The organism is Pseudomonas sp. MG-9 (genome assembly GCF_018729515.1).
Taxonomy (GTDB): Bacteria; Pseudomonadota; Gammaproteobacteria; order Pseudomonadales; family Pseudomonadaceae; genus Aquipseudomonas; species Aquipseudomonas serboccidentalis.
Genome location: NZ_JAHHZH010000009.1, coordinates 1 through 26,186, shown reverse-complemented (window position 1 = coordinate 26,186; position 26,186 = coordinate 1). Strand labels below are relative to the sequence as shown.

At 59.5% G+C, this 26,186-nt stretch carries 27 protein-coding genes; 13 read left to right on the top strand and 14 right to left on the bottom strand.

The features are described 5' to 3' along the window. Nucleotides 1-5: 5 nt before the first annotated feature. Both rnt and pyrC read right to left on the bottom strand, forming a co-directional pair. The gene (rnt, locus tag KKQ10_RS22190) at nt 6-683 is read right to left on the bottom strand and encodes a ribonuclease T (RefSeq protein WP_007963973.1); all 678 of its coding nucleotides are present in this window, start codon (nt 681-683) and stop codon (nt 6-8) included. Next, nucleotides 680-1,726 (bottom strand): dihydroorotase, encoded by a 1,047-nt coding sequence (gene pyrC, locus KKQ10_RS22185; RefSeq protein WP_047296199.1) that lies wholly within the window; start codon nt 1,724-1,726, stop codon nt 680-682. Before pyrC ends, rnt begins: the two co-directional genes overlap by 4 nt. 160 nt (nt 1,727-1,886) lie before the next feature. Here pyrC and KKQ10_RS22180 point away from each other — a divergent pair, with 160 nt between their 5' ends. Next, nucleotides 1,887-2,795: a flagellar protein MotY gene (locus tag KKQ10_RS22180; protein WP_215502278.1), complete on the top strand. Its 909-nt coding sequence runs from the start codon at nt 1,887-1,889 to the stop codon at nt 2,793-2,795. Between the two features lie 129 nt (nt 2,796-2,924). Then, nucleotides 2,925-4,142, top strand: a complete 1,218-nt coding sequence (locus KKQ10_RS22175; RefSeq protein ID WP_027612065.1) for an argininosuccinate synthase — start codon at nt 2,925-2,927, stop codon at nt 4,140-4,142. A gap of 122 nt (nt 4,143-4,264) precedes the next feature. Here the strand turns inward: KKQ10_RS22175 and KKQ10_RS22170 are convergent, their stop codons facing one another. After that, complete coding sequence (locus KKQ10_RS22170; protein WP_215502277.1) at nt 4,265-4,969, bottom strand: hypothetical protein; 705 nt, start codon at nt 4,967-4,969, stop codon at nt 4,265-4,267. Between the two features lie 470 nt (nt 4,970-5,439). Between KKQ10_RS22170 and KKQ10_RS22165 the strand changes: the two genes are divergently transcribed. Continuing rightward, nucleotides 5,440-6,066, top strand: coding sequence for a response regulator transcription factor (locus KKQ10_RS22165; RefSeq protein WP_127648288.1), 627 nt, complete (start codon nt 5,440-5,442; stop codon nt 6,064-6,066). A gap of 87 nt (nt 6,067-6,153) precedes the next feature. On the opposite strand, the gene KKQ10_RS22160 is transcribed toward KKQ10_RS22165, so the two are convergent. From KKQ10_RS22160 to metG, 8 genes are all read right to left on the bottom strand, one after another. Next, nucleotides 6,154-6,333 carry a PA3496 family putative envelope integrity protein gene (locus KKQ10_RS22160; protein ID WP_127648289.1) on the bottom strand — a complete coding sequence of 60 codons (180 nt, stop codon included), beginning with the start codon at nt 6,331-6,333 and terminating at the stop codon, nt 6,154-6,156. 107 nt (nt 6,334-6,440) lie between these two features. After that, on the bottom strand, nt 6,441-7,079 hold the full coding sequence (nth, locus tag KKQ10_RS22155; protein ID WP_003227707.1) for an endonuclease III: 639 nt from the start codon (nt 7,077-7,079) through the stop codon (nt 6,441-6,443). Beyond that, a complete protein-coding gene (locus KKQ10_RS22150; protein WP_215502276.1) occupies nt 7,076-7,657 on the bottom strand; it encodes an Rnf-Nqr domain containing protein in 582 nt (193 codons plus the stop codon). The genes nth and KKQ10_RS22150 overlap by 4 nt, the downstream gene beginning before the upstream one ends. Next, entirely contained in the window at nt 7,654-8,259 is a 606-nt protein-coding gene (locus tag KKQ10_RS22145) for an RnfABCDGE type electron transport complex subunit G (protein WP_215502275.1), read from the bottom strand. Before KKQ10_RS22145 ends, KKQ10_RS22150 begins: the two co-directional genes overlap by 4 nt. Next, the gene (locus KKQ10_RS22140; RefSeq protein ID WP_215502274.1) at nt 8,256-9,239 is read right to left on the bottom strand and encodes an RnfABCDGE type electron transport complex subunit D; all 984 of its coding nucleotides are present in this window, start codon (nt 9,237-9,239) and stop codon (nt 8,256-8,258) included. Before KKQ10_RS22140 ends, KKQ10_RS22145 begins: the two co-directional genes overlap by 4 nt. Continuing rightward, nucleotides 9,226-10,434 carry an electron transport complex subunit RsxB gene (gene rsxB / locus KKQ10_RS22135; RefSeq protein WP_215502273.1) on the bottom strand — a complete coding sequence of 403 codons (1,209 nt, stop codon included), beginning with the start codon at nt 10,432-10,434 and terminating at the stop codon, nt 9,226-9,228. The genes KKQ10_RS22140 and rsxB overlap by 14 nt, the downstream gene beginning before the upstream one ends. After that, nucleotides 10,431-11,000, bottom strand: a complete 570-nt coding sequence (locus tag KKQ10_RS22130) for an electron transport complex protein RnfA (RefSeq protein WP_215502272.1) — start codon at nt 10,998-11,000, stop codon at nt 10,431-10,433. Before KKQ10_RS22130 ends, rsxB begins: the two co-directional genes overlap by 4 nt. A 132-nt stretch (nt 11,001-11,132) precedes the next feature. Continuing rightward, nucleotides 11,133-13,184 (bottom strand): methionine--tRNA ligase, encoded by a 2,052-nt coding sequence (gene metG / locus KKQ10_RS22125; RefSeq protein WP_127648295.1) that lies wholly within the window; start codon nt 13,182-13,184, stop codon nt 11,133-11,135. A gap of 318 nt (nt 13,185-13,502) precedes the next feature. Between metG and apbC the strand changes: the two genes are divergently transcribed. Then, the gene (gene apbC, locus KKQ10_RS22120) at nt 13,503-14,597 is read left to right on the top strand and encodes an iron-sulfur cluster carrier protein ApbC (RefSeq protein ID WP_127648296.1); all 1,095 of its coding nucleotides are present in this window, start codon (nt 13,503-13,505) and stop codon (nt 14,595-14,597) included. Nucleotides 14,598-14,728: 131 nt separating this feature from the next. On the opposite strand, the gene KKQ10_RS22115 is transcribed toward apbC, so the two are convergent. Continuing rightward, a complete protein-coding gene (locus KKQ10_RS22115) occupies nt 14,729-15,487 on the bottom strand; it encodes an SDR family oxidoreductase (protein ID WP_016773416.1) in 759 nt (252 codons plus the stop codon). Between the two features lie 164 nt (nt 15,488-15,651). Here KKQ10_RS22115 and KKQ10_RS22110 point away from each other — a divergent pair, with 164 nt between their 5' ends. From KKQ10_RS22110 to groL, 4 genes are all read left to right on the top strand, one after another. After that, nucleotides 15,652-16,383 (top strand): HugZ family pyridoxamine 5'-phosphate oxidase, encoded by a 732-nt coding sequence (locus tag KKQ10_RS22110; protein WP_215502271.1) that lies wholly within the window; start codon nt 15,652-15,654, stop codon nt 16,381-16,383. Nucleotides 16,384-16,448: 65 nt separating this feature from the next. After that, nucleotides 16,449-16,925, top strand: coding sequence for an FxsA family protein (locus KKQ10_RS22105; RefSeq protein ID WP_108588858.1), 477 nt, complete (start codon nt 16,449-16,451; stop codon nt 16,923-16,925). Between the two features lie 258 nt (nt 16,926-17,183). Next, nucleotides 17,184-17,477 (top strand): co-chaperone GroES, encoded by a 294-nt coding sequence (locus KKQ10_RS22100; RefSeq protein WP_003227685.1) that lies wholly within the window; start codon nt 17,184-17,186, stop codon nt 17,475-17,477. A gap of 49 nt (nt 17,478-17,526) precedes the next feature. Continuing rightward, on the top strand, nt 17,527-19,173 hold the full coding sequence (gene groL / locus KKQ10_RS22095) for a chaperonin GroEL (RefSeq protein WP_123453761.1): 1,647 nt from the start codon (nt 17,527-17,529) through the stop codon (nt 19,171-19,173). A 166-nt stretch (nt 19,174-19,339) separates the two neighbouring features. Here groL and KKQ10_RS22090 read toward each other — a convergent pair whose 3' ends face one another. Further along, nucleotides 19,340-20,083: a phosphatase PAP2 family protein gene (locus KKQ10_RS22090; RefSeq protein ID WP_215502270.1), complete on the bottom strand. Its 744-nt coding sequence runs from the start codon at nt 20,081-20,083 to the stop codon at nt 19,340-19,342. A gap of 55 nt (nt 20,084-20,138) precedes the next feature. Then, on the bottom strand, nt 20,139-22,085 hold the full coding sequence (locus KKQ10_RS22085) for an LTA synthase family protein (RefSeq protein WP_215502269.1): 1,947 nt from the start codon (nt 22,083-22,085) through the stop codon (nt 20,139-20,141). A gap of 203 nt (nt 22,086-22,288) precedes the next feature. On the opposite strand from KKQ10_RS22085, the gene KKQ10_RS22080 reads away from it, so the two are divergent. The 5 genes from KKQ10_RS22080 to KKQ10_RS22060 all read left to right on the top strand — a co-directional run bounded on the left by KKQ10_RS22080 (nt 22,289) and on the right by KKQ10_RS22060 (nt 26,004). Beyond that, nucleotides 22,289-22,972, top strand: coding sequence for a response regulator transcription factor (locus KKQ10_RS22080; RefSeq protein WP_025111688.1), 684 nt, complete (start codon nt 22,289-22,291; stop codon nt 22,970-22,972). After that, nucleotides 22,962-24,236 (top strand): sensor histidine kinase, encoded by a 1,275-nt coding sequence (locus KKQ10_RS22075; RefSeq protein ID WP_127648302.1) that lies wholly within the window; start codon nt 22,962-22,964, stop codon nt 24,234-24,236. The genes KKQ10_RS22080 and KKQ10_RS22075 overlap by 11 nt, the downstream gene beginning before the upstream one ends. A gap of 151 nt (nt 24,237-24,387) precedes the next feature. Further along, nucleotides 24,388-25,056, top strand: coding sequence for a class I SAM-dependent methyltransferase (locus KKQ10_RS22070; RefSeq protein ID WP_127648303.1), 669 nt, complete (start codon nt 24,388-24,390; stop codon nt 25,054-25,056). A gap of 4 nt (nt 25,057-25,060) precedes the next feature. Beyond that, nucleotides 25,061-25,774 carry a lipopolysaccharide kinase InaA family protein gene (locus KKQ10_RS22065; protein WP_127648304.1) on the top strand — a complete coding sequence of 238 codons (714 nt, stop codon included), beginning with the start codon at nt 25,061-25,063 and terminating at the stop codon, nt 25,772-25,774. A gap of 2 nt (nt 25,775-25,776) precedes the next feature. Beyond that, nucleotides 25,777-26,004, top strand: a complete 228-nt coding sequence (locus KKQ10_RS22060; RefSeq protein WP_127648305.1) for a hypothetical protein — start codon at nt 25,777-25,779, stop codon at nt 26,002-26,004. Nucleotides 26,005-26,186 lie beyond the last annotated feature (182 nt).

The following is a 26,186-nucleotide window of genomic DNA, read 5'->3' as shown; positions in this document are numbered from 1 at the left end:
GAGGATCAGTCGTCGAAGTCTTCCCAGCCGCCCATCTGTTTCCAGCGGTTGACGATCCCACAGAACAGCTCGGCAGTCTTCTCGGTGTCGTAACGCGCCGAGTGCGCTTCACGGCCATCGAAGTCGATGTCGGCCGCCTGACAGGCTTTGGCCAGCACGGTTTGACCGTACGCCAGGCCAGCCAGCGTCGCGGTGTCGAAACTGGAGAACGGATGAAACGGGTTGCGCTTCATGTCCAGTCGCGCCACGGCGGCATTCAGGAAACCGAGGTCGAAGCTGCTGTTGTGGCCGACCAGGATCGCCCGTTTGCAGCCGTTGGCCTTCAGCGCCTTGCGGATGCCGCGGAAGATGTCGGTCAGCGCGGTTTCTTCGCTGACGGCCATGCGCAGCGGGTGATCGAGCTTAATCCCGGTGAATTCCAGGGCCGCCGCTTCGATGTTGGCGCCTTCGAACGGCTCAACGCGGAAGAAGTAGGTGTGGTCCGGGTAAACGAAACCCTTTTCATCCATGGCGATGGTGGTCGCGGCAATCTCCAGCAGAGCGTCGGTGGCCGAATTGAAGCCACCGGTCTCTACGTCGACGACAACCGGCAAATAGCCGCGAAAACGCGCTGCCATTGGATGACGGGAACCGCCGCCGCCACCTTGACCGTCCAGTTCGTCGTCGAAATGGTCTTCACTCACGCGTGTTCCTCCAGCAGGCGCCAGCGCAGTTTTTCACCGGCGCGCAGCGGGATAACGTTCAGCTCGCCGAAGGGCAGGCTGGTCGGGGCGGTCCATTCTTCGCGAACCAGGGTGATGCGATCGGTGTTGGCCGGCAGACCGTAGAAGCGCGGCCCGTTGAGGCTGGCGAACGCTTCGAGCTTGTCCAGCGCATTGCGCTGTTCGAAGGCTTCGGCATACAGCTCGATGGCGGCGTACGCGGTGTAGCAGCCGGCGCAGCCGCAGGCGGCTTCCTTGGCGTGCTGGGCGTGCGGCGCCGAGTCGGTGCCGAGGAAGAACTTCGCACTGCCGCTGGTGGCGGCGTCGAGCAGGGCTTCCTGATGGGTATTACGCTTGAGGATCGGCAGGCAGTAGAAGTGCGGCCGGATCCCGCCCACCAGCATGTGGTTGCGGTTGTACAGCAGGTGATGCGCGGTGATGGTTGCGCCGACGTTGGCCGAAGCCTCGTTGACGAACTGCACGGCGTCGCCGGTGGTGATGTGTTCGAACACCACTTTGAGCGTCGGGAAACGCTCGACCACACGGCGCATGTGCTCATCGATGAAAATCTTTTCGCGGTCGAAGACATCGACATCGCCACGGGTGACTTCGCCGTGGATCAGCAGCGGCATGCCGACTTCGGCCATGGCTTCCAGCGCCGGGAAGATCTTGTCGATGCTGGTCACCCCGGAATCGGAGTTGGTGGTGGCGCCGGCCGGGTACAGTTTGGCGGCGTGCACGAAACCGCTGGCCTTGGCCTCACGAATTTCTTCGGGCTGGGTGCGGTCGGTGAGGTACAGCACCATCAGCGGTTCGAAGCGACTGCCGGCCGGGCGGGCAGCGAGAATCCGCTGGCGATAGCCGTCGGCTTCAGCGGCGTTGCGCACCGGTGGTACCAGGTTGGGCATGATGATGGCGCGGCCAAAGGTGCGCGCAACATCGGCAACGGTATTGGTCAACACGGCACCATCGCGAAGATGAATGTGCCAGTCGTCGGGACGCAGCAGGGTCAGGCGGTCGGACATGAGGGGATTCCAGGCGGGTCAAACTGAGGGGAATGCTACCGGAAAAGACTCTTGCAGGCACTCGCTATCAAGTTTTGCAGGAACCTTCCGATATCCCGTAGGTATGCCGTAAACATAGTGTGAATCGGTCTTTGTGTTACAGAAGCCAATGGAGCCTCCCGTGCGCCAGCGATATTTAGCCTTGCTCAGTGTGTTTGCCAGCCTCCCCGCGATGGCGCTCACCTACCAGACACGTCTGGAGAACATTGAGTGGACGGTCGAGGGCGACAAGTTCGAGTGCCGCCTGACCCAGCCGATCACCGATTTCGGCTCGGGCCAGTTCGTGCGCAAGGCCGGCGAGCAGGCGATTTTCCGCCTGAATGCCTACAACGCCATGCTCGGCGGTGGTTCGGCGACCTTGCTTGCGGCGGCAGCGCCGTGGCAGCCGGGGCGCAACGACATCAACCTGGGCAGCGTCAGGATCGGCACCGGCAACGTGCTGTTCAACAGTTCGCAATCGCAGGCCGGTGGATTGATCAGCGGTTTGCTCGACGGTCGCAGTCCGGTGGTGCGCCGTGCTTCCGGCGATGGCCGGGTGTCTGAAGTGCGCCTGCTGCCGGTCAAGTTCAGCAAGGCTTTCAACGAGTACCAGACGTGTGTGGCAAAATTGCTGCCGCAGAATTTCGATCAGGTGAAACAGTCGCAGATCGGCTTCCCTGGCGAAGGCACCGACCTGGATGCCGACGCCAAGGCCAAACTGCAAGTGATGATCGAGTACATGAAGGCCGATCCGACGGTCAATCACATCGAACTCGATGGCCACTCCGACAACAGCGGCAACCGTCTGACCAATCGGGAGCTTTCGCGCCGTCGCGCGCTGGCAGTGGTCGACTTCTTCAAGGCCAATGGCATTGCCGAATCGCAGATCACTGTGCGTTTCCATGGCGAGCAATACCCGCTGGTACCGAACACCAGCGCGGCCAACCGGGCGAAGAATCGCCGGGTCAGCGTGAAGCTGGCACGGGTGGCGCCGACCACCGCACCAGCGCCGCAAGCCAGTACGCCTGCCAACGCTGCGGCGACTTCCTGACTCGCCGGTCATCGTCGCGCTCTCGACAGATTCTGTCGCTTTGTCGTCTTAAGCTGTCGCGCCTCTGTAAATTATCGCATTTGAGCGGTAGACTCCTCGGCTTTCCGTAGAACCCCGTGGAGTGATGGCATGGCGGACGTAAACAAGGTCGTTCTGGCGTATTCCGGCGGCCTGGACACTTCGGTGATCCTCAAGTGGCTGCAGGATACTTATAACTGTGAAGTGGTGACCTTCACCGCTGACCTGGGTCAGGGCGAAGAGGTCGAGCCGGCTCGCGCCAAGGCTCAGGCCATGGGCGTCAAAGAAATCTACATCGATGACCTGCGCGAAGAGTTCGTGCGCGATTTCGTGTTCCCGATGTTCCGCGCCAACACCGTTTACGAAGGCGAGTACCTGCTGGGTACTTCCATCGCACGTCCGCTGATCGCCAAACGCCTGATCGAAATCGCCAACGAAACCGGCGCCGACGCCATTTCCCATGGTGCCACCGGCAAGGGCAACGACCAGGTGCGTTTCGAGCTGGGCGCCTACGCACTCAAGCCAGGCGTGAAAGTGATTGCGCCATGGCGCGAGTGGGACCTGCTGTCCCGCGAGAAGCTGATGGACTATGCCGAGAAGCACGCGATCCCGATCGAGCGTCATGGCAAGAAAAAATCTCCGTACTCGATGGACGCCAATCTGCTGCACATCTCCTATGAAGGCGGCGTGCTGGAAGACACCTGGACCGAGCACGAAGAAGACATGTGGCGCTGGACCGTCTCCCCGGAGAAGGCTCCCGACACCCCGCAGTACCTGGAACTGACCTACCGCAACGGCGACATCGTTGCACTGGACGGCGTAGAAATGACCCCGGCCACCGTACTGGCAACGCTGAACAAGATCGGTGGTGCTCACGGTATCGGCCGTCTCGACATCGTCGAAAACCGTTACGTGGGCATGAAGTCCCGTGGTTGCTACGAAACCCCGGGCGGCACCATCATGCTGCGCGCTCACCGCGCTATCGAATCGATCACCCTGGATCGCGAAGTCGCTCACCTCAAAGACGAGCTGATGCCGAAGTACGCCAGTCTGATCTACACCGGCTACTGGTGGAGCCCGGAGCGTCTGATGCTGCAACAGATGATCGACGCTTCGCAGGTCAACGTGAACGGTGTGGTTCGCCTGAAGCTGTACAAGGGCAACGTGATCGTGACCGGCCGCAAGTCCGACGATTCGCTGTTCGATGCCAACATCGCGACCTTCGAAGAAGACGGCGGTGCTTACAACCAGGCCGACGCGGCGGGCTTCATCAAGCTCAACGCGCTGCGCATGCGCATTGCTGCCAACAAGGGCCGCAAGTTGTTCTGAGTCCATCAGGCGCATAAAGAAATGGCGGCACTGTTTTCGAACAGGCCGCCATTTTTTTTGAGTTGTTTTGCTGATCCCGCTTAACGCTTTTCAATCGTTCTTCTCACGGATACAGGTTGGCGTCAGCGTCTTCGCAGTATCGTCAGTTCTTGCGAACACACGTTGTAAATAATACAGATCGTTGTGATCGTGCCTTTTCCGGCTGGTTTGAGCTGCCGGGCCACATGACGTTTGAGCAACTCGTTCGACGTGTGGCAGGACAGCAACACAATGACCCGCGTTGCGTTCTTATGCAGGGGGGGGGCGCCCGTCAGTATCTCGGAAAGCTCGCTCTTGAGCTTTATCTGGCGTCCGTCGATAAAAAGCAACTCGCCCTTTGAAGCGGGCAGGTGGACAAAGTGTTGAAGGACGGCATGGGCCAGGGTGCCGGATTCTGGAGGGTCGGGCACATTGTGAGGACGCCGCATGTCATCACTATGGCCGTCGGCTTGCAGGTTTATGGACTGGCACATTGAGTCGCCTTGCGATGCTTTATCGGTGGGTGACGATGGATTGCCGGGATGGCGTTTGTCGTCTTTTCCGGCCCTTAGGAAGTTTTTGTCCTTGTCGAAATCAGAGGGCGCATACAGGGATCGATAATTGAAGTTCAGAGTGATAAAGAATAGAAACAACAGGTAAAACGGAAAGCTGATCAGAAACCAGACATAGATTTCCCGTTCCTTGTTGGCAAGAAAGGGCAGGGAAATAGCTGCGGAAGTTTCGGATATAACCGCAAATATAGCGATGACTGTCATCGGATTGGTAACTTTGTTCTTTAGTTTTAGCATGCTAATTGTTCGTTGGTTTTTTTTGAAATGAGATATGGTTGGTTGAGGTTGTTTGTTGTGTGGGTGTTTATAGCAAATAAAATCACTGCTGATAATTTTTGTTGTTTTTTTGTCTGTGAGTGCTGAAGTTGCTCTGGGTTCTTTGTCGTCGGTGCAAGTGGTAATCGGAGGGTGGACTATAAGGCGTATTCGGGCGGCTTGAGTGTTTGAAGTGTTTAAGTCAGTTTAATTCAGGATGCATGGGTGCTTTTTTTAAACACTCCGCGACAATTTTTTCGGCTAAAGGAGAGGGTCGAGAATGTTTTTTTCAATTGCGCCATCAGACTAGATGTTTTTTGTAGGATTAATCCTCAATGCTTGTAGGGGATGTCTTTCGCTGCAAGTGCCAGATCGCTCTGATGTGCCATCAAGTAGATGACTACGCTATTGTGCGTGCTCTAAAAATTCGAACAGCGAAACTGGACTTGCCCATGAATAAAGTGCTGATCGTGGATGATCACCCCGTCATTCGTCTTGCTGTGCGTATGCTGATGGAACGTCATGGCTACGAAGTCATTGCCGAAACAGATAATGGTGTGGATGCGTTACAACTTGCACGCGACCAGATGCCGGACATCGTCATTCTGGACATCGGGATACCGAAACTTGATGGGCTGGAAGTTATTGCGCGCCTTAACTCGACAGCCATGCCATTGAAAGTTCTGGTACTGACTTCACAGGCGCCGGGGCACTTTTCGATGCGCTGCATGCAGTCGGGGGCGGCGGGATATGTTTGTAAACAACAGGATTTGACTGAGCTGCTCAGTGCAATAAAAGCCGTGTTGTCCGGTTACAGCTATTTTCCGAACCAGGCCCTGCATACCGTGCGAACCAGCCTGGGTAATGCCAGCGAGGCCGATATGGTCGACCGCCTTTCAGGACGGGAAATGATGGTGTTGCAGCAACTGGCGCGTGGCAAGACCAACAAGGAAATTGCCGATGGCATGTTTCTCAGCAACAAGACAGTCAGCACTTACAAGACCCGTCTGTTGTTGAAGCTCAATGCCCGGTCGCTGGTGGACCTGATCGAGCTGGCACAACGCAACGGCCTGGTCTGATGGGCTTGACTGCCATTGGATCATGGGACGCCCGGGGTCAGATTCATCAGAAAGTAAAAAGCCTCCGGTTCGGGAGGCTTTTAAGTGTCAGAGATCAAAATCGTAATCGGCCAATTGCTTTTGCAGTCGGCGCTCCTCAAGCAGGTTGTCGATGGTGCGGCGTTTGCTCAGGTTGGTCTTGGCGACCTCGACCACCGGTTCGGCGTCGTCGGTTTCTGCAGCGGTGAAATCGTCATCTACATCCAGTTGTTCTTTGCTGTCAGTCATAAGGTTAACTCCAGGCTAAGACTGCCTTTGGCGCTCCTTATATCGACATTCCTGCTGCGGGTAAAAAAGATTTTTTCAATCGATGAATCAATAAAACCAATAGCCAATCAATCGTCCGAGGTTTTGTGTTTGTACTCGCACAAATCTTCGATCCGGCAGCTGCCACAGCGCGGCTTGCGAGCAAGACATACGTAGCGACCGTGCAGAATCAACCAGTGATGAGAGTCCAGCAGGTAGTCTTTGGGTACAAACTTCATCAGTTTCTTTTCCACCTCAACCACATTTTTACCCGGAGCGATGCCGGTGCGATTGCTGACGCGGAAAATGTGCGTGTCGACCGCCATGGTCAATTGCCGAAAAGCGGTATTGAGCACCACGTTGGCGGTCTTGCGGCCCACGCCGGGCAGGGCTTCCAGTTCTTCACGGGTTTGCGGGACCTCACCGTTGTGCAGTTCGACCAGCATGCGGCAGGTCTCGATCACGTTCTTGGCTTTGCTGTTGTAGAGGCCGATGGTCTTGATGTACTCAGACAGCCCTTCGACGCCAAGGGCGTGGATCGCTGCCGGGGTATTGGCCACCGGGAACAGTTTGGCCGTGGCCTTGTTGACGCCAACATCAGTCGACTGAGCCGATAGAATCACCGCAATCAGCAGCTCGAAGGGCGAGGAGTAGGCCAGTTCGGTTTTCGGCTCGGGATTGTCTTCGTGCAGCCTGCGAAAAATCTCAAGGCGTTTTGCGGCATTCATGGGTGATGTGTTTCCTTGGAGAGAGCGTTCGAGCGAGTCCATGCCTGGCGGGCAGCCAGCAGCAGTCCCAACAATATGAAGGCGCCGGGAACCAGGGTGATCAGGTGCAACCCTTGGTTGAACAGAGCCAGACCTTGCCAGTGCGCTGAAAGACCATGGCCGAGATAGCCCTGACCGAACAGCTCACGCAGAACAGCGAGCGTCAGTAGCAGCCCGCTCGACGGGCCAAAAAACTTCAGGCGTTCGGTTAGCGCCTGACGAAAGAACCCATTGTATTCCAGCACCACGCATTGCAAGGCGATCAGCCCGGCATAGATTCCAAGTGCCTGGTGCCACTGCAGCGCCCAGCGCTGCGCGAGGATATTGGCGCAACTGGTCAGGGTGGCGGCCAGCAGCACGCTGGCCAGCAACCCGCTGCTGTCGGACAGTCGTGAACGCAGTGGCCCCATGCACACCGCGTAAACCGTCACGACCACGCTCGACATCAACAGCATGCCCAGCGCGCCGGCCAGTGTGGCGCTGGTGCCGAGCAACAGCGCCAGCAGCAAAGCATTGGTCAGATTCGTTGGCCGGTTCATGGTTCGATCCCCAGCAAGGTTGCCCGGTGCTCATCAAAGTAGCGCAGGGCGTCATGGATGGCATTCACGGTGGCGCGGGACGTGATGGTCGCTCCAGCCAGTTGATCGAACTGTCCCTGATCCTTTTTCAATGCCCAGCCTGCGTCATCGGGGGCACTGCGCGATTTCCCGGAAAACCCTGCCAGCCAGGTGTTCGGCCAGTCGCCGATGAGCCCGCCGAGCGCCGGTGTTTCGTTTTGCCGCAGGGTTTTAACGCCCAGCAGTCTGCCGTTGGCATCAATGGCGATCAGCAATTCGATGGCGCCGGCATAACCCTCGGTCTGCGTGCGCAACAACACCGCCACCGGTTGCCCGGCGTTGCTTGCGCGGTAACCGGCCAGCAGCGTGCTGTGGCTCAATTGAGTGTCCGCCAACGCCAGCGGCTGCTCCAGCGGCTGATTGTCGTAGCTGTCGGCCGCGAGTACATCCAGCAGTTTGCGACTGTCGAGCAGGCGTTGTTCGATGGCAATCTGCGGTGCACTGCTGCGTTGCACCACATAAGTCAGGCCGAGACCGGCACCGGCGATCAGCACCAGCGCGATGACCGAGGCCGTGCGGTTCATGGGGTCACCTGCGTCTGGCGGCCAGCAGCAATGCGTTCCAGCGCCGGCACGCAGAGATTCATCAGCAGCACGGCAAATGCAACGCCATCCGGGTAGCCGCCCCAGGTGCGAATCAGGTAGGTCAGCAACCCGACACCGATGCCGAACAGCAGGCGGGCCAACGGACTTTTTGCCCCGGACACCGGTTCAGTGATGATGAAAAACGCGCCGAGCATGGTCGCCCCGCTCAGCAAATGAAACAGCGGCGAGCCTTGGGAATCGGAGCCCGAACCGTTCCAGCAGAGCAGACTGACAACAAACAGACTGACCAGCATGCCGACCGGTGCTTGCCAGCCAATCACCCGGCGTTGCAACAGCAACAGCCCGCCGGCGAGAAACGCCAGATTGACCCACTCCACACCGCGCCCGCCGAAACGCCCGAACGCCGGGTTGGCGGCGAACAGCTCATCTATGGTCAGGCTTTTGTTGATGCGCAGGCTGTCCAGCGCGGTAGCCTGAGCCCAGGCGTCCGGCGCCTGGCCCATATTGAAGACGTGTTCAAACGCTGCCAGCAAATTCATCCCGTGTGCCGGCCAGTGGGTCATCGGCTGCGGAAACAGCACCATCGCCAGCGCGAAGCCGAGCATGGCCGGATTGAATGGGTTCTTGCCGATGCCGCCGTAGAGGTGCTTGCCGAACAGCAGGCCCGTAGCTATTGCCGTCACGGTCAGCCACCACGGGCAATAAGGCGGCAGGGCAACCGCCAGCAGGGTGGCGCTGACCAGTGCGCTGCCGTCGCTCAGCGTCGGTTGCAGTGGCTGTCGGCGCAGCCGGGTGACGCCAGCCTCGACCACTAACGCGGTGGTCACCGCCAGAGTCAGATTGATCAACACGCCCCAGCCGTACAGCCAGAACAACCCTAGCAGCCCCGGCAACGTGGCGAGCAGCACCTGTTTCATCGCCTGTTGCAGGCGATCATCCGGTGCTTCACGGGGCGACATGATCGTGTACCTGAAGCTCGGCGTCCTGCAGGCGGGCGCGGGCCTTGTCGAGGGCGTCGCTCGGCGTGTCGGCGCGGCGTTGGAGTTTGCTCAGGTTGGCGCGGGCGTAAGCCAGTTCGGTTTTCAATTGGCGAAGCTGGCTGTCGATCGGACGTTTTTCCACGCGCACGAGGTCAGGCGCCGGTTGCTCGCTGGCGGCTTCGGCAGCGTGAAGGGCTTGCTCGGCGTCACGCAGGGCCTGTTCCAGCGTGGCGATCTGCTCCGGTGGTGCCTCGGCGGTCTGGGCCTTTTTCAGCTCGGCGCGGCGCATGGCCAACTGGATTTTCGCCCGTTTCAGGTCCGCGTCTTTCGCCGGGGCCGGAGCTGCAGGGGCGGCAGGGACGCTGCTTTCGAGTATCGCCAGCGCCTGCTCGGCGGCTTCGAACTGCTGTTGCAACACAATCAGTTGCGACTGCTGCTCGAACGTCGGTGGATGGCCGAAGGCTTTCAGCGATTTGTGCAATTGCGCGCGGCTCATGGCGACATCGATCTTGGCCTTTTTCAGCGCAGCGTCGGCGGTCGCGGCTTTCTGCGCGCGCACGCGTTCCAGGGCGGCCTGCACTGGATCGAGGGTTGCCACTGCGGGTTGCGCTGCACGTTGCGCCCGCGCCTCGCGCTCAGCCTGTTTCTGTTGCTCTTCGCGTTGCAGGCGGGCGTTGCGTCGTTCAAAACGCTGGCGCGCATGATCACGTTTGGCGGTGCGCGCGCGCTGCTCTTCAAGGCTGGCCGCCAGACCGCCCACCACCGGCAAGGTGCCGAGTGGCAGCGGATGCATCTCGATGCAATCCACCGGGCACGGCGCCACGCACAGGTCGCAACCGGTGCATTCGTCGATCAGCACGGTGTGCATCAGTTTCGCGGCGCCGACAATGGCGTCGATCGGGCAGGCCTGAATGCACTTGGTGCAGCCGATGCACTCCGCTTCGCGGATGTACGCCACTTGTGGCGGTGCCGAACCACGGCTGACGTCCAGCTCCAGCACCGGTACTTTCAGCAGTTCAGCCAGGGCAGCGATGGTTTCGTCGCCGCCGGGCGGGCACTTGTTGATCGGTTCGCCATCGACGATGCCTTGCGCATAGGGCTTGCAGCCAGGGTGGCCGCATTTGCCGCACTGGGTCTGCGGCAGGAGGGCATCGATGAGTTGAATCAGACTCATGTTTTGATCAGTCCACTGAATCCGAGAAAAATCACTGCGATCAGTCCGGCGCCGATCAGATCGATCGGCAGGCCGCGAAAGGGCAGGGGAATGTCGTTGTCGGCCGTGCGCTCACGCAAGTCGCTGAACAGGCTCAGCACCAGCCAGAAACCCAGGCCGGCGCCAAGGCTCAGCGCCGTTGCCTGCAGCAAGCCTCGATCATTGTGCGCATTGATCAAGGCCAGCCCCAGCACCCCGGCATTGCCCAGCAACAGCGGCCACAGTCCGTCGAACGGCCAGTCGGGCAGCGCACGCGCCAGCCGTTTCAGCATTGGCGCGCTCAGTAGCACGCTGAGCGGCAAGAACACAAACAGGTGCAGGGCCTGCAGTTGCAGCGGCACCAGCAGCCAATGCCAGATCACGTAACCGATGACGCCGACGCTCAGCATCAGGCATGACGTGGCCAGCCCCAACGCATGCACTTGGCGCCGACTGCCGGCCAGCAACGGATCGACGCCCAGCGGCCAGTGCAACACGAAGTTGTTGAGCAGGGCGGCACTGATCAGCGTAAGCGCAAGTTCGGTCATGGTTCTGCCGGCAAAAACGGGCGGGTGTCACTTAAGGTTAGGCATTATCCGGCACCCGCGAAGGGTGGGCCAGATATGAAAAATCCCACAGGCCTGCAGAACATGCCTGTGGGATCGTTTTACCGCTGGGCCTTACTTGATGCGTTGACCCGGCTTGGCGCCGCTGTCCGGGCTCAGCAGGTAGATTTCTTCACCGCCGGGACCTGCCGCCATCACCATGCCTTCGGAGATGCCGAACTTCATTTTCCGTGGCTTGAGGTTGGCGATCATCATGGTCAGGCGACCGTCGAGTTTCGACGGGTCCGGGTACGCGCTCTTGATCCCGGAGAACACGTTGCGTTGCTCGTCACCGATGTCCAGGGTCAGGCGCAGCAGCTTGTCGGCGCCTTCCACGTGTTCAGCCTTGACGATCAGGGCGACGCGCAGGTCGACGGCGGCGAACGTGTCGAAGTCGATTTCCGGCGACAGCGGATCCTTGGCCAGTTCGCCGTTGCCCGCCGGTGCGGCGGCACCGGTGTCGGTCTGGCTGGCGGTCAGGTCTTCCTTCGAGGCGTCGGTCATGGCTTGTACTTTTACCGGGTCGATGCGGGTCATCAACGGTTTGAATTCGTTCAACTGATGGTTGGCCAGCAGGGTGGTGTGGTCGTTCCAGGTCAGCGGGGCGACATTGAGGAACGCCTCGGCATCGGCGGCCAGCAACGGCAGCACCGGTTTGAGGAAGATCACCAACTGGCGGAACAGGTTGATGCCGGTGGCGCAGATCGCCTGGACTTCATCCTGCTTGCCTTCCTGCTTGTTCAGCGACCATGGGGCCTTGTCGGCGATCCAGGCGTTGGCGCGGTCGGCCAGGGCCATGGTTTCACGCATGGCACGGGCGAAGTCGCGGGCCTCATAGGCGTCGGCAATGCCTGGCGCGGCAGCCAGGAACGCTTCGGTCAGCTCTGGCGCGGCATTGTTGTCGACCAGCAGGCCGCCGTTGCCCTTGTGGATGAAACCGGCGCAACGGCTGGCGATATTGACCACTTTGCCGACCAGGTCGGAGTTGACCTTCTGCACGAAGTCTTCGAGGTTCAGGTCGAGGTCATCGACGCCACGGCCCAGTTTGGCCGCGTAGTAGTAGCGCAGGTATTCCGGCGACAGGTGATCCAGGTAGGTACGGGCCTTGATGAAGGTCCCGCGGGACTTGGACATCTTCTGGCCGTTGACGGTCAGGTAGCCGTGCACGTTGATGCCAGTCGGCTTGCGGAAACCGGCGCCTTCGAGCATGGCTGGCCAGAACAGTGCGTGGAAGTTGACGATGTCCTTGCCGATGAAGTGGTACAGCTCGGCGGTGGAGTCCTTGCCCCAGAACGCATCGAAGTCCAGCTCCGGCGTGCGGTTGCAGAGGTTCTTGAAGCTGGCCATGTAGCCGATCGGCGCATCCAGCCACACGTAGAAATACTTGCCCGGCTCGTCCGGGATCTCGAAACCGAAATACGGCGCATCGCGGGAGATGTCCCACTGTTGCAGGCCGGCGTCCAGCCATTCGGCGATCTTGTTGGCCACGGCGTCCTGCAGGGTGCCGCTGCGGGTCCAGGTTTGCAGCATTTGCTGGAAGTCTGGCAGCTTGAAGAAGAAGTGCTGGGAATCCTTGAGCACCGGGGTGGCGCCGGAAATGGCCGACTTCGGGTCTTTCAGATCGGTCGGGGCGTAGGTCGCACCGCATTTTTCGCAGTTGTCGCCGTACTGGTCTTCAGTGCCGCATTTCGGGCAGGTGCCCTTGATGAAGCGATCGGCCAGGAACATTTTCTTTTCCGGGTCGAAATACTGGGTGATCGAGCGTTGGGCGATGTGCCCGGCGTCACGCAGCTTCAGGTAGATCTGGCTCGACAGCTCACGGTTTTCTTCGGCGTGAGTGGAGTGGAAATTGTCGAAGTCGACCAGAAACTCGGCAAAGTCGGCGCTGTGTTCAGCCTGCACGTTGGCGATCAGTTGTTCCGGGGTGATGCCTTCCTTTTCCGCGCGCAGCATGATCGCCGAACCGTGGGCGTCGTCGGCGCAGACATAGATGCACTGGTTGCCGCGATGCTTCTGGAAGCGCACCCACATATCGGTCTGGATGTATTCCAGCATATGGCCAAGGTGGATCGAACCGTTGGCGTAGGGCAGGGCGCTGGTGACGAGGATCTTGCGTGGTTCGGACATGTGGGGCTTCGCTACTTGATGAAACGGAGGTCGGCCACTATAAAGCGCTGGCGCATATTTTTCACCCTGTGCGCCTGTTTCCGGATGCGGCAACTGCAATTAATTGTGGCGAGGGAGCTTGCTCCCGCTGGGTGGCGAAGCCGCCCCTTCGCATCCGAACCGGACACCGCGTCAACCTGATTGCGACTGCTGCGCAGCCGAGCAGGTGCAAGCTTCCTCGCCACAAAGGCGCGGCGAATTATAAATCGCCTGACCGCAAACGAATCCGCGGGGTACGATACCCGCCATCTATTCCCAGTCTTGTTATCGGAGTTGCCCATGAGTGCCGTCACTCGCGCAGCGGTGGAAGCCGTCCTCAGCCAATACACCGACCCTTACCTGAACCAGGACCCGGTCAGCGCCGGTTGCGTGAAGCACATCGAAATCGATGGCGACCGCGTCAAGGTTCAACTGGAAATCGGCTACGCCGCCGGTCTGTTCAAGAGCGGCTGGGCGCAACTGCTGCAACTGGCTATCGAAAACCTCGACGGCGTGGTCTCGGCCAAGGTCGAGGTCACCAGCGTGATCGCGGCGCACAAGGCCCAGGCACAGATCCCGGGGCTGGCCAACGTCAAGAACGTGGTCGCCGTGGCGTCTGGCAAGGGCGGCGTAGGCAAATCGACCACCGCCGCCAACCTCGCGCTGGCACTGGCCCGTGAAGGGGCCAAGGTGGGGATTCTCGACGCCGACATCTATGGCCCGAGCCAGGGCATCATGTTCGGCATTCCCGAGCGCACCCGTCCGGAGGTCAAGGACCAGAAGTGGTTCGTGCCGCTCAAGGCCCACGGTGTCGAAGTCATGTCGATGGCGTTCCTGACCGATGACAACACGCCGATGGTCTGGCGCGGGCCGATGGTCTCCGGCGCACTGCTGCAACTGGTCACGCAAACCGCGTGGGGCGATCTGGACTATCTGGTGATCGACATGCCGCCGGGCACTGGCGACATCCAGCTGACCCTGGCGCAAAAAGTCCCGGTGGCCGGTGCCGTGATCGTCACCACCCCGCAGGATCTGGCGCTGTTGGACGCCCGCAAAGGCGTGGAAATGTTCCGCAAGGTCAACATTCCGGTGCTGGGCGTGGTGGAGAACATGGCGGTGCACATCTGCTCGAACTGCGGTCATGCCGAGCATCTGTTCGGTGAGGGCGGTGGCGAGAAGCTGGCGACCCAGTACGGCGTTGAGCTGCTGGCCTCGCTGCCGCTGTCGATGCTTATCCGCGAGCAGGCCGATGGCGGCAAGCCGACGGTGATCGCCGAGCCGGACAGCCAGATCGCGATGGTCTATCAGGAACTCGCCCGCCATGTCGGCGCACGCATTGTGTTGCAGGAAGCGGCGACACCGGCGATGCCGAATATCAGCATCAGCGACGATTGATCGACCAGCAACATTGAAAGACCTGTAGGAGTGAGCCTGCTCGCGATAGCGGATTAACATTCAACAGATGGGTTGAATGAATGAGCGTAATCGCGAGCAGGCTCACTCCTACAGTTGGTTTTGTGGGGGGCTTAGATGCGCAACCCGCCATCCATCTCCAGAATCCGTCCGGTGTAGTAGTCGTTCTCGAAGATGTACGCCGCCGAATGGGCGATCTCTTCCGGCTTGCCCATGCGCTTGAGCGGAATCCCCGAGGTCATCTTCTCCAGCGCTTCGGGCTTCATGCCCAGGGTCATCTCGGTTTCGATAAAGCCCGGGGCAATGCCCGCCACGCGAATGCCGTAACGCGCCAGTTCCTTGGCCCAGGTCACGGTGGCTGCTGCCACGCCGGCCTTGGCGGCGGAATAGTTGGTCTGGCCGACGTTGCCGGCGCGGGAGATCGACGAGATGTTGATGATCGCGCCACTGTTCTTCAGCTCGACCATTTTCGCCGCGACTTCACGGGTGCACAGGAACACGCCGGTCAGGTTGACGTCGATGACCGCCTGCCACTGGGCCAGGCTCATCTTGGTCATTTCGCCGTCCTTGACCTTGAGCAGCAGGCCATCGCGCAGGATCCCGGCGTTGTTGATCAGGCCATGGATCGCACCGAAGTCCTCGGCCACCTGGGCGACCATGTGCTCAACCTGTTCTTCATTGGCCACGTTGCACAGATAGCTGCGCGCCTCGACACCCTTGGCTTTGCAGGCTGCGACCGCGTCGTCGAGTTTTTCCTGATTCAGGTCCACCAGGGCCAGCTTCGCGCCTTTGCCGGCGAAATACTCGGCCATGGAACGGCCCAAACCCTGGCAACCGCCGGTGATAATGATTACTTTGTCGTTGAGTTGCATTCGCATGCCCCGATAGCCGGTCTGAGTGGTTTTTGTTGTGGACGACGCTCGATCTGCACCGAACGTGGCCTGGTTGCACATGAGCATTGCCCGATGGCGTGACCGGGACTTATCCCCAGGCGCCTGTCCGTTTTTTTGACGGATTCTATATAAGGAGTCATAAATTGAGCGTTGAAGCGGCCAAGAATGCCCGAGAATTGCTTCTCAAGGAATACCGTGGCGTATTGTCCACCCACTCCAAATCGATGCCCGGTTTCCCGTTCGGCTCCGTGGTTCCCTATTGCCTGGACGAGCAGGGCCGCCCGCTGATCCTGATCAGCCGCATCGCCCAGCACACTCACAACCTGCAGAAGGACCCAAAATGTTCGCTGCTGGTGGGCGAGCGTGAGGCCGACGACGTGCAGGCCGTTGGTCGCCTGACCTACCTGGCCGAAGCGCAAAAGCTCGAAGAGCCGATCGCCATTGAAGCGGCCGCCGAGCGTTATTACCGTTATTTCCCCGATTCGCAGAACTACCACAAGGCCCACGATTTTGACTTCTGGGTGCTCAACCCCGTGCGTCATCGCTACATCGGCGGTTTCGGCGCGATTCACTGGGTCGATCAACTGACCTTGGCCAACCCGTTTGCCGGCAAGGCTGAAATCAGCATGGTCGAGCACATGAACAGCGACCACGCCAAGGCCATCGCCCATTACGTGGAACTGGCCGGCCTGCCGCAAACCGTGCCGGCGCAACTGGCCGGGATCGACAGCGAAGGCATGCACCTGCGCGTCGGTCAGGCGCTGTACTGGCTGCCGTTTCAAACGCCTTGTCATACGCCGATACAAGTGCGCGAAGCCTTGGTTTCTCTGGCTCACGCCGAGGTCTGGCCAAAAAATGCGGTGACCGATGCTTGAATTCACGAAAGGGCGACGTCATCTAATGCTTACTGCAAGGCATTTCTTGCGTTGAGGAATCTTTGATGCGCCCTTTTTTGTTGCTCTTTCTGCTGTTTCCGGTGCTGGAGCTGTTCGTATTCGTCAAAGTGGCAGGGGCTATCGGGTTTTTCCCGGCCCTGCTGCTGATCATTCTCGGCTCGATGTTCGGCGTGTTCGTGCTGCGCGTCGCCGGTCTGGCCACGGCACTGCGTGCCCGTGAAAGCCTGAATCGCGGTGAACTGCCCGCGCAAACCATGCTTGAAGGCCTGATGCTGGCACTGGCCGGCGGCCTGCTGATCCTGCCGGGCTTCGTCAGCGACGTGGTCGGTCTGGTGATGTTGTTGCCGTTCACCCGCCGTCTGCTGGCGAATAAAATGCGCCAGCGCGCCGAGGAACAGGCGATTCGTCAGCGTGCCTTCGCCGATGACCTGCAACCGCGCGGCGGTCCTGCGCCGCGCCAGCCTCTGGGTCGTGAAGGTGATGTGATCGAAGGCGAGTTCGAACATCGCGACAGCAAGTAACCTCTGTATCGATACGGCACCTTCGGGTGCCGTTTCTTTATGCGCGGCATTCAAGGGGCAAATCGAGAAAAATTTTCTGCCCCCGCCCTTGTAATAAGCTTATGCGCCCTTATGTATCGGTCACCGAAAGGTTTCCGACATTTGAGTCGGACAGACTTCCGCGGCTCGCTCGACGAACCGCAACCGGCGCAGGCCGGATTTGTTAAACCCGCCGGGACTACACCGGCCGATGAAAACCACAATTAGGAGAGATCGACAATGAAGCTTCGTCCTCTGCATGACCGCGTCGTCATCCGTCGCAGCGAAGAAGAAAAGAAAACCGCTGGCGGTATCGTCCTGCCAGGTTCGGCTGCTGAAAAAGCCAACCACGGTGTGATCGTCGCTGCTGGCCCAGGCAAGACCCTGGAAAACGGTGAAGTGCGTGCGCTGGCCGTTAAAGTCGGCGACAAGGTTGTGTTCGGTCCTTACTCCGGCAGCAACACTGTGAAAGTCGACGGCGAAGACCTGCTGGTAATGGCTGAGAACGAGATTCTCGCTGTACTGGAAGGCTGATACCCCGCTCATTTTCCCGTTACTACAAAGTATTTAAGGAATATCGATCATGGCTGCTAAAGAAGTTAAGTTCGGCGATGCCGCCCGCTCCAAGATGCTTAAAGGCGTCAACGTTCTGGCTGACGCGGTAAAAGCGACCCTGGGCCCGAAAGGCCGTAACGTGATTCTCGAGAAGAGCTTCGGCGCTCCGACCATCACCAAGGACGGCGTTTCCGTCGCCAAGGAAATCGAACTCGAAGATCGCTTCGAAAACATGGGCGCGCAGCTGGTCAAAGACGTTGCCTCCCGTGCCAACGATGACGCCGGTGACGGTACGACCACTGCGACCGTTCTGGCTCAGTCGATCGTCAACGAAGGCCTGAAAGCCGTCGCTGCCGGCATGAACCCGATGGACCTCAAGCGCGGTATCGACAAAGCGACCATCGCGATCGTCAAAGAGCTGAAAGCCCTGTCCAAGCCATGCGCTGACACCAAGGCTATCGCTCAGGTCGGCACCATCTCCGCCAACTCCGACAACTCCATCGGCGACATCATTGCCGAAGCCATGGAAAAAGTCGGTAAAGAAGGCGTGATCACCGTTGAAGAAGGCTCGGGCCTGGAAAACGAACTGTCGGTTGTAGAAGGCATGCAATTCGACCGTGGCTACCTGTCCCCGTACTTCGTCAACAAGCCGGACACCATGGTTGCCGAGCTCGACGGCCCGCTGATCCTGCTGGTCGACAAAAAGATCTCGAACATCCGCGAAATGCTGCCAGTGCTGGAAGCCGTTGCCAAAGCCGGCCGCCCACTGCTGATCGTTGCCGAAGACGTTGAAGGCGAAGCCCTGGCGACGCTGGTAGTGAACAACATGCGTGGCATCGTTAAAGTCGCAGCCGTCAAGGCTCCAGGCTTCGGCGATCGTCGCAAGGCCATGCTGCAGGACATCGCCGTTCTGACCGGCGGTACCGTTATCTCCGAAGAGATCGGCCTGAGCCTGGAAAGCACCACTCTGGAACACCTGGGTAACGCCAAGCGTGTAACCCTGTCCAAGGAAAACACCATCATCGTTGACGGTGCTGGCGTTGAAGGCGACATCCAGGCGCGTATCGCTCAAATCCGTGCTCAGGTTGCTGAAACTTCCTCGGACTACGACCGTGAAAAACTGCAAGAGCGTCTGGCCAAGCTGTCCGGCGGCGTTGCAGTGATCAAGGTTGGCGCTGGTTCCGAAGTTGAAATGAAAGAGAAGAAGGCTCGCGTTGAAGACGCCCTGCACGCTACCCGTGCAGCCGTTGAAGAAGGCGTGGTACCTGGCGGTGGCGTTGCGCTGATCCGTGCTCTGGAAGCCCTGACCGAACTGACCGGCGACAACGCTGACCAGAACGTCGGTATCGCTGTGCTGCGTCGCGCTGTTGAAGCGCCGCTGCGTCAGATCGCTGCCAACTCCGGTGACGAGCCAAGCGTAGTCGTCAACGAAGTGAAGAACGGCAAAGGTAACTTCGGTTACAACGCTGCTTCCGGCGAATACGGCGACATGATCGAAATGGGCATCCTGGACCCAACCAAGGTCACCCGTTCCGCTTTGCAAGCTGCAGCCTCGATCGGCGGTCTGATCCTGACCACCGAAGCCGCTGTTGCTGATGCACCGAAGAAAGAAGGCTCGGCTGGCGGCGGTATGCCAGACATGGGCGGCATGGGTGGCATGGGCGGCATGATGTAAGCCAGCCTTACCCCTGTAACGAAAAACCCCGCCTGCGATGAGCAGGCGGGGTTTTTTATTGCCTCAGGAAAGATCAAAAGGCAAAAGATCGCAGCCTTCGACAGCCTCTGTGCGAGATAGATAAGCCTGTAGGCGCTGCCGAAGGGCGCGATCTTTCGAACTTCACTCAAGTAGTAACAGGTTGTGCCTTGACCGCCGCCTCTGCCTTCATTGCCGGGCGATACAGCAGCCAGTAATACGACCCCAGGCAAATCAGCCAGCAGAAGATCGCCGTCCACACGTTGTGCGAGAAGAAATGCGCGCCCTGCATCATTCGGCTGATCGAAAACACCGAACCCAGTGCGACGGCAAAGACCAACGCCTGGCGTGCAAGGCGCGGGCGCCGGTCTCGCAGCACGAAGAACAGCGCAAACAGGCTGAAGCCGGTGGAGGCGTGGCCGCCGGGCCAGCAGCGGCCGGGTTTGTCGGTCGGCGGGCGAGGCTCCAGCAGTTTGCTGTAGGTTTCGTGGCCGCCGAACTGCTCCAGACTCCACGGGCACTGCACGGCGGTGACTGTTTTCAGCGGGCTGACGAATGAGGTGGCGAGGCCGAGTGACAGCACCAGGCAGCCCAGTTCACGCTTGAATGGTTTGAGCCGTTGCAGAAAAAACGCCCCGATGAAGCCGAGTATGGCCAACACCGAAAATACGATCACCGCTTCTTTGGCGCGATCATGAAGGATGTCCTCAAGGAAGAAGCTGTAGCGCCCGATGAAATCGCCAGCGACCGGATCATAAAACACTCGGGCCAGAGCCATGTCCAGATCGGTCAGTTCCAGCAGCACCAGAATGATCGCCGCCGCAGCAGGAATGCCCAGGCAAAACCGCAAATTGAGGGGGCGGGAAGAGGGATGTACAGCGGATGATGACATGAGCCAATCCTGAATAAAGGAAAACGCCCCGGTGCATCAGCCCGGGGCGTTTCTGTTAACGGTCGCTGACTTGCGCAGCGTTGCCGGGGGTTTTCCAGCTCAACAACTGCTGTTTGAAGCCATAACTGGCGGTCTGGTAATAGGTGATCGCACGGGTGATCAGCGGGTCGTCGCTGGTGACTCGCGACTCGCGGCTTTCGGTCAGCGCATCGTCATGCCGACGCAAGCCCTGGCGCGGACTGAGGATGGCCAGATCCTTGCCATCGAACAGACCCAGATGCTGGTAGTTGCCGACCACCACGCGCGGTGGCAGCGGGTTGTCCTGCAACAGGTTGCGGCCGAAGAACGTCGAGGTGTAATCCAGGTTCAGCAAGCCCAGCAGCGTCGGGGCCAGGTCGATCTGGCTGGCCAGTTGCGCGCTCTCGCGTGCCTCGATCATTTTCGGTGCGTAGATGAATAGCGGGATCTGATAGTTGGCGATCGGCAAGTCTTCTTTGCCGGCGCTGCCGGCGGTGTGGTCGGCGACGAATATGAAGATCGTGTTGTCGAACCACGGTTTCTGCCGCGCCTGCTCGAGGAACTGTCCAATCGCATAGTCGGTGTACTTCACTGCACCATCACGACCGTTGCCGGACTTGATGTCGATCCGGTTGTCCGGATAGGTGTAAGGACGATGGTTGGACGTGGTCATCAACTGCAGCAAAAACGGTTGCTGCTTGGCGTAATCGGCATCCGCCAGCTTCAGGGTCTGGCGATACAGATCCTCGTCAGCCATGCCCCAGGCGTTCTTGAAGTGGATTTCGGCTTCATCGACGCTGCTCTGATCGACGACGCGATAACCGTTGCCGCTGAAGAACGCGTTCATGTTGTCGAAGTAACCGCGCCCGCCGTAGACGAACACACTGTCGTAACCCACGGCGCTCAGCTGTTGGCCAAGGCTGGCGAAACCGCTTTCACGGCCGATGCGCTTGACGATCGAGCGGCCCGGCGTCGGCGGGATGGCCAGGGTGATGGCTTCCAGACCGCGGTCGGTGCGGGTGCCAGTGGCATAGAAGTTATTGAAGTACAGGCTTTGCTTGCGCAAGGCGTCGAGGTTCGGCGTCAGGTTGCGACCGTCGCCGTTGCTGCCCAGGTACTTGGCGCTCAGGCTTTCGATGGTCACCAGCACAATGTTCGGTTTGCGCGCAGTGCCGGGATTGTCGATCATCCGGCGAATATCCTGCGGGTCCTGGCCGATGAAACGGGCGTTGCTTTCACTCAGCTCGGCACGGATCTCACCGGCGACTTTTTCCGCAGGCAGGCTTTTGTAGAACTGGGTGTAGTCCAGTTCATTGTTACGGAACGCGGCGAAGAACTGGTATGGCCCGTTGCTGGCCAGTTCGTTCTGGTAAGCGTTGCCGCCCTGGGCGCGCGGGGCGTCCTGGCTGAGCAGTTGCAGGCTCAGCCCCGCGACGATCAGCAGGCCCAATGCGCTGAGCAGGCGTCCGCGCAGCGGTGGCAGCGGGGCATTCATGGCGGCATTGAATGGCTTGCGCAGGGCAAAACTGATCACCACAGCCAATACCGCGAGGAGGCTCAGCAGTTTGCCAATCGGATACGACTCGAGGACGTTGTTCAACACCTCGTCGGAATACACCAGGTAATCGACGGCGATGAAGTTGAAGCGCACGCCGAACTCGTCCCAGAACAGCCATTCGGCCACCGCCACGAACAGCATGGCGAACAGGCTGATCGTCAGCAGGACGCGCAGGAACCCGCGATGCCCGCGACGACGCCACAGGCCCGGCGGGCAGAGCAACAGGTACAAGCCCATCGGCAGCGCCGCGTAAGCAAGGAACCCCAGGTCATACAGCGCGCCGATGCCAAACACGGAAAGGGCGAAGCCACCGGCCTCATCCAGGTGAGTCAGCAGCAAGACCGCTCGGGTCAGGAGAAAAATGACCAGCCAGGCGCCGGTGATCAGCAGCAGAAAGCGCATAGGCGCGGTCTTGAAAGAGTCCATTGTCTCGTTTTCCTTATATCAATGGCGCGCGAGTGTCGCGGCGCCACTGTAGTCAGGTTGTGAATCGATAGTGAAAACTTTGTTAAACATCTAATTTGGCTGTGCAAATGGATGTGCGCGCATGCCAGCGCTAGCCCTGAACCGGCGTTGGCCTTAAGCTGCGCGGGCCAAGACGGCCGGAACTGTGTACGGAGGAAATGCCAATGCGAATTCTATTGGTCGAAGACAACCGCGATATCCTGGCCAACCTGGCCGATTACCTGGGGCTCAAAGGCTATACCGTCGATTGCGCCCAGGACGGCTTGTCGGGCCTGCATTTGGCTGCCACCGAGCATTACGACCTGATCGTGCTCGACATCATGCTGCCGGGGATCGATGGCTACACCCTGTGCAAGCGCCTGCGTGAAGACGCCCGGCGCGACACACCGGTGATCATGCTCACCGCCCGCGATCAACTGGACGACCGCCTGCAGGGCTTCAAGTCCGGGGCCGACGATTACCTGGTCAAACCGTTTGCGCTGTCCGAGCTGGCGGCACGAGTCGAGGCGGTCATGCGCCGCACCCAGGGCGGCGGACGCCGTGCGCTGCAGGTCGGCGACCTGACCTACGACCTCGATACCCTCGAAGTGACCCGCGAGGGCAAGCTGCTCAAGCTCAACCCGGTCGGCCTGAAACTGCTGGCGGTGTTGATGCAGAAGAGCCCGCACGTGCTGCGTCGGGAAATCCTCGAAGAAGCGCTGTGGGGCGATGACTGCCCGGACAGCGACAGCTTGCGCAGCCATGTCCACCAATTGCGTCAGGTGATCGACAAGCCCTTCGCCAAACCGTTGCTGCAAACCGTGCACGGTGTGGGTTACCGCCTGGCCGAGGGGCGTGATGGAGTTTAAGCAAAGCCTTTCGCAGCGGATCATCATCGCCTTTGCGCTGATGAGTGCGCTGGTGGCCGGGGCCTTCGCCATGGGCATTGTGGCGACCGTGCACCTGGTGGAGGAAAAACTGATTTCGGCAGGGCTGGGCGGCGATCTGCAACGTCTGCTGCTGATGGACAGCGTGTCGGACTGGAGCCATCGCCCGGAACCGGACCAGTTGTTCTATTTCAGTGGCGGCCCGGGTGATTTCGAGCTGCCCAAGGATCTGCGCCACCTCGATGCGGGGTTCCACGAAGTCTTCCGCGAACAGCTGTCGTATCACGCGATGGTCGAGATCGTCGATGGTCGCCGCTACGTGCTGCTGCAGGATCAAAGTGATTTCGAGGAGCGCGAACGCGTGCTGTTCGCCGTGGTGCTGGTGGGCTTCGTGCTCAGTCTGGCGCTGGCGGTGTTCCTCGGCTGGGTGTTGGCGCGCAAGGTCATGGCGCCGGTGGTGCGACTGGCGCGGCAAGTGCGTCACCGCGATCAACTGCTCGGCCTGGCACCACCGCTGGCCCCGGATTACGCGGCTGACGAAGTCGGCGAACTGGCGGTGGCGTTCGATGCCACGCTCGGGCGTCTGCGTCAGGCGCTGACCCGCGAGCGGTTGTTCACCAGCGACGTCAGCCACGAACTGCGCACGCCGTTGATGGTGTTGGCCAGTTCCTGCGAATTACTTTTGGAAAACCCGGGGCTGGATCAGCGCGGCCGGGCCCAGGTCGAGCGTATCGCTCGCGCCAGCGAGGAAATGCGCGAGCTGGTGCAGACCTTCCTGATGCTCGCCCGCGCCCAGCGTGAAGACGCCGGTTCCGCGCCGCAGCAGAACCTCACTCAAGTGGCCGATGGCCTGTTGAGTATCTGGCGCGAACCGATCGAGTCCAAAGGGCTGCGTCTGATGTTCGAGCCGGGCAACCCGCCGGCCACCTGCTTCAATGCCACTCTGCTTGGCGCCGTGATGGGCAATCTGCTGCGCAATGCCTGCCACTACACCGAGCAGGGATTCATTCGCCTGACACTCAACCACAACGGGTTTGTCGTCGAGGATTCGGGCGTCGGCATTCCCGAGGAAAAACGCGAAGCCATGTTCCAACCCTTTGTGCGCGGCAGTGAAAAGCGCGGCGAAGGCCTTGGGCTGGGCTTGTCGCTGGTGCAGCGGATCTGCGAGAACCAGGGCTGGGAGGTGACGTTGAGCACCATGGAGCCCAATGGTTGCCGCTTCGAGGTGACGCTGGGGCTGCGCTGAGCCCCATTGATGGCCCCGCGCTATTGCTTTCTCCTTGTAAAACCCTGTAATAGTTTGTTGGTTTACCTGACGTATTTTTCACAAAGTGACGACCTGACGCTGACATACCGCTACCTATGGTAGGGGTATCAGTAATTCAGGAGCCGTGATAATGAGCAGACCGATCAAGCTCGATTTTTCCGAAAAGTATGATGACCAGCATGCGCAAAAATATTTGCGCAAGCATCAGGACGGTCTCGGTCGTCGGTTGTCTCACTGGCGGGACGAGCAGTTGGCCCGCAAGGCCCTGACACTGGCCGGCGAGCCGGGGTTGGTTCTGGATCTGCCGTGCGGAGCAGGGCGTTTCTGGCCGTTACTGGCGGAAAAGCCCAACCGGGTGATCATTGGTGCGGACAATTCCGAATCCATGATCAAGACTGCGATGCAGTCGCAACCGGCCGACGTGGTGAAACGGGTACAACCTTTGCACACGTCAGCGTTCGACATTGCCCTGCCAGATAACGCCGTCGACAGCATTTTCTGCATGCGATTGCTGCACCACATCGGTGACGCCGAGCATCGGCGGGCGATTTTGCGCGAATTCGAGCGTGTCACCCGCGACAGCGTCATCATTTCGTTGTGGGTAGACGGTAATTTCAAGGCCTGGAAACGCAAACGCGCCGAGAAGCGTCGTGGGCAGGAAGGTTACCAGAACCGATTTGTGTTACCGGCTGTGACAGTGGAAAAGGAATTCGAAGAGGCAGGTTTTCGCATTCAGGAACAACTGGACTTTATTCCGCTCTATGCCATGTGGCGGGTTTACGTATTACGCAAGAGGTAACAGGATGGCGGTGCAAATAGCAGCAGAAACGGAAGTCGCTCCCCAGGATCGCTTCGACTACTACTGGAACCAGCGCGGTGAATGGGTGGAAGAACCCAATGTACGCCGTGGCGGGGAAAGTGGTGTGCAACGAGTCATGGGCCGTGACGGCCAGTTACTGTATGCCAAGCGCCAGACCGGACATATCTATCGCAGCTGGCTGCATCCTTTCGGCCGCCCGACGGTATTGCGTGAGCTGGATGCCCTGACCGGCGTCAGCCGCCTCGGCGTGCGTGTACCGCAAATCGTGTTCTGCGGGGCGCAGCCTGATCCGCAATACAAATGGCGTGCCCTGCTGGTGACCAAGTCGCTGGACGGTTTCGACGAACTCGAAAAATGGGAAGCCGCTGGCGGTCGTGCCCAATACGGCGAAGCCGTCTACGAACGCGTCCTTAAAGACCTGGCGCAAAACCTGGCGCGCATGCACAAGGGCCGTTGGCAGCACAGCTGCATCTACATCAAACACGTCTTTGTACGGGTGACTGGCGAAGGTGATTCGGCTCAGGTCGAAGTGGCATTGATCGATCTGGAAAAATGCCGCCAGCGTCTGACCGCTTATCGCGCGGCCTCCCATGATATGAAGCAATTGCGTCGCCATTCGTCGTTCAGCGACACGGACTGGAAAAAACTCGTCTACTTTTATGAGACGGCGTTTGGCAGCGCTATCAAAGGTTTATAGCGATGAAACTCGAAATTGCACGAGGTTTGTTTTTGGTTGGAGCCTTGGCAGTTGCTTCATTGGCGGTGGCGGCCTGGGAGCAGCCCCGCATGCAGGTGATCGGTGCGACCACGGCCGATGCTCACTGCGCAGTACCACGGGTGGCGAAAGCCTCCGTGGCCACTAAACCTGATCATGATTTGTTGCTGTTCATGTTCGGACTTTCACAAGGGATGAGGCCACAGAGTTGAACCGATTGAAGCCCAAATAAAAGGCCTCGCAGATGCGAGGCCTTTTTTATGGTGATGTCCCGTCCTGAATAAGGTTTACACCTTCTGACTTCTTTTCAGGAAGGTGCAATGGATACGGGCACGAAGCGCAGTCAGCGTGATTACACACTGGCTTTTAAATTATCGGTTGTTGACCAGGTCGA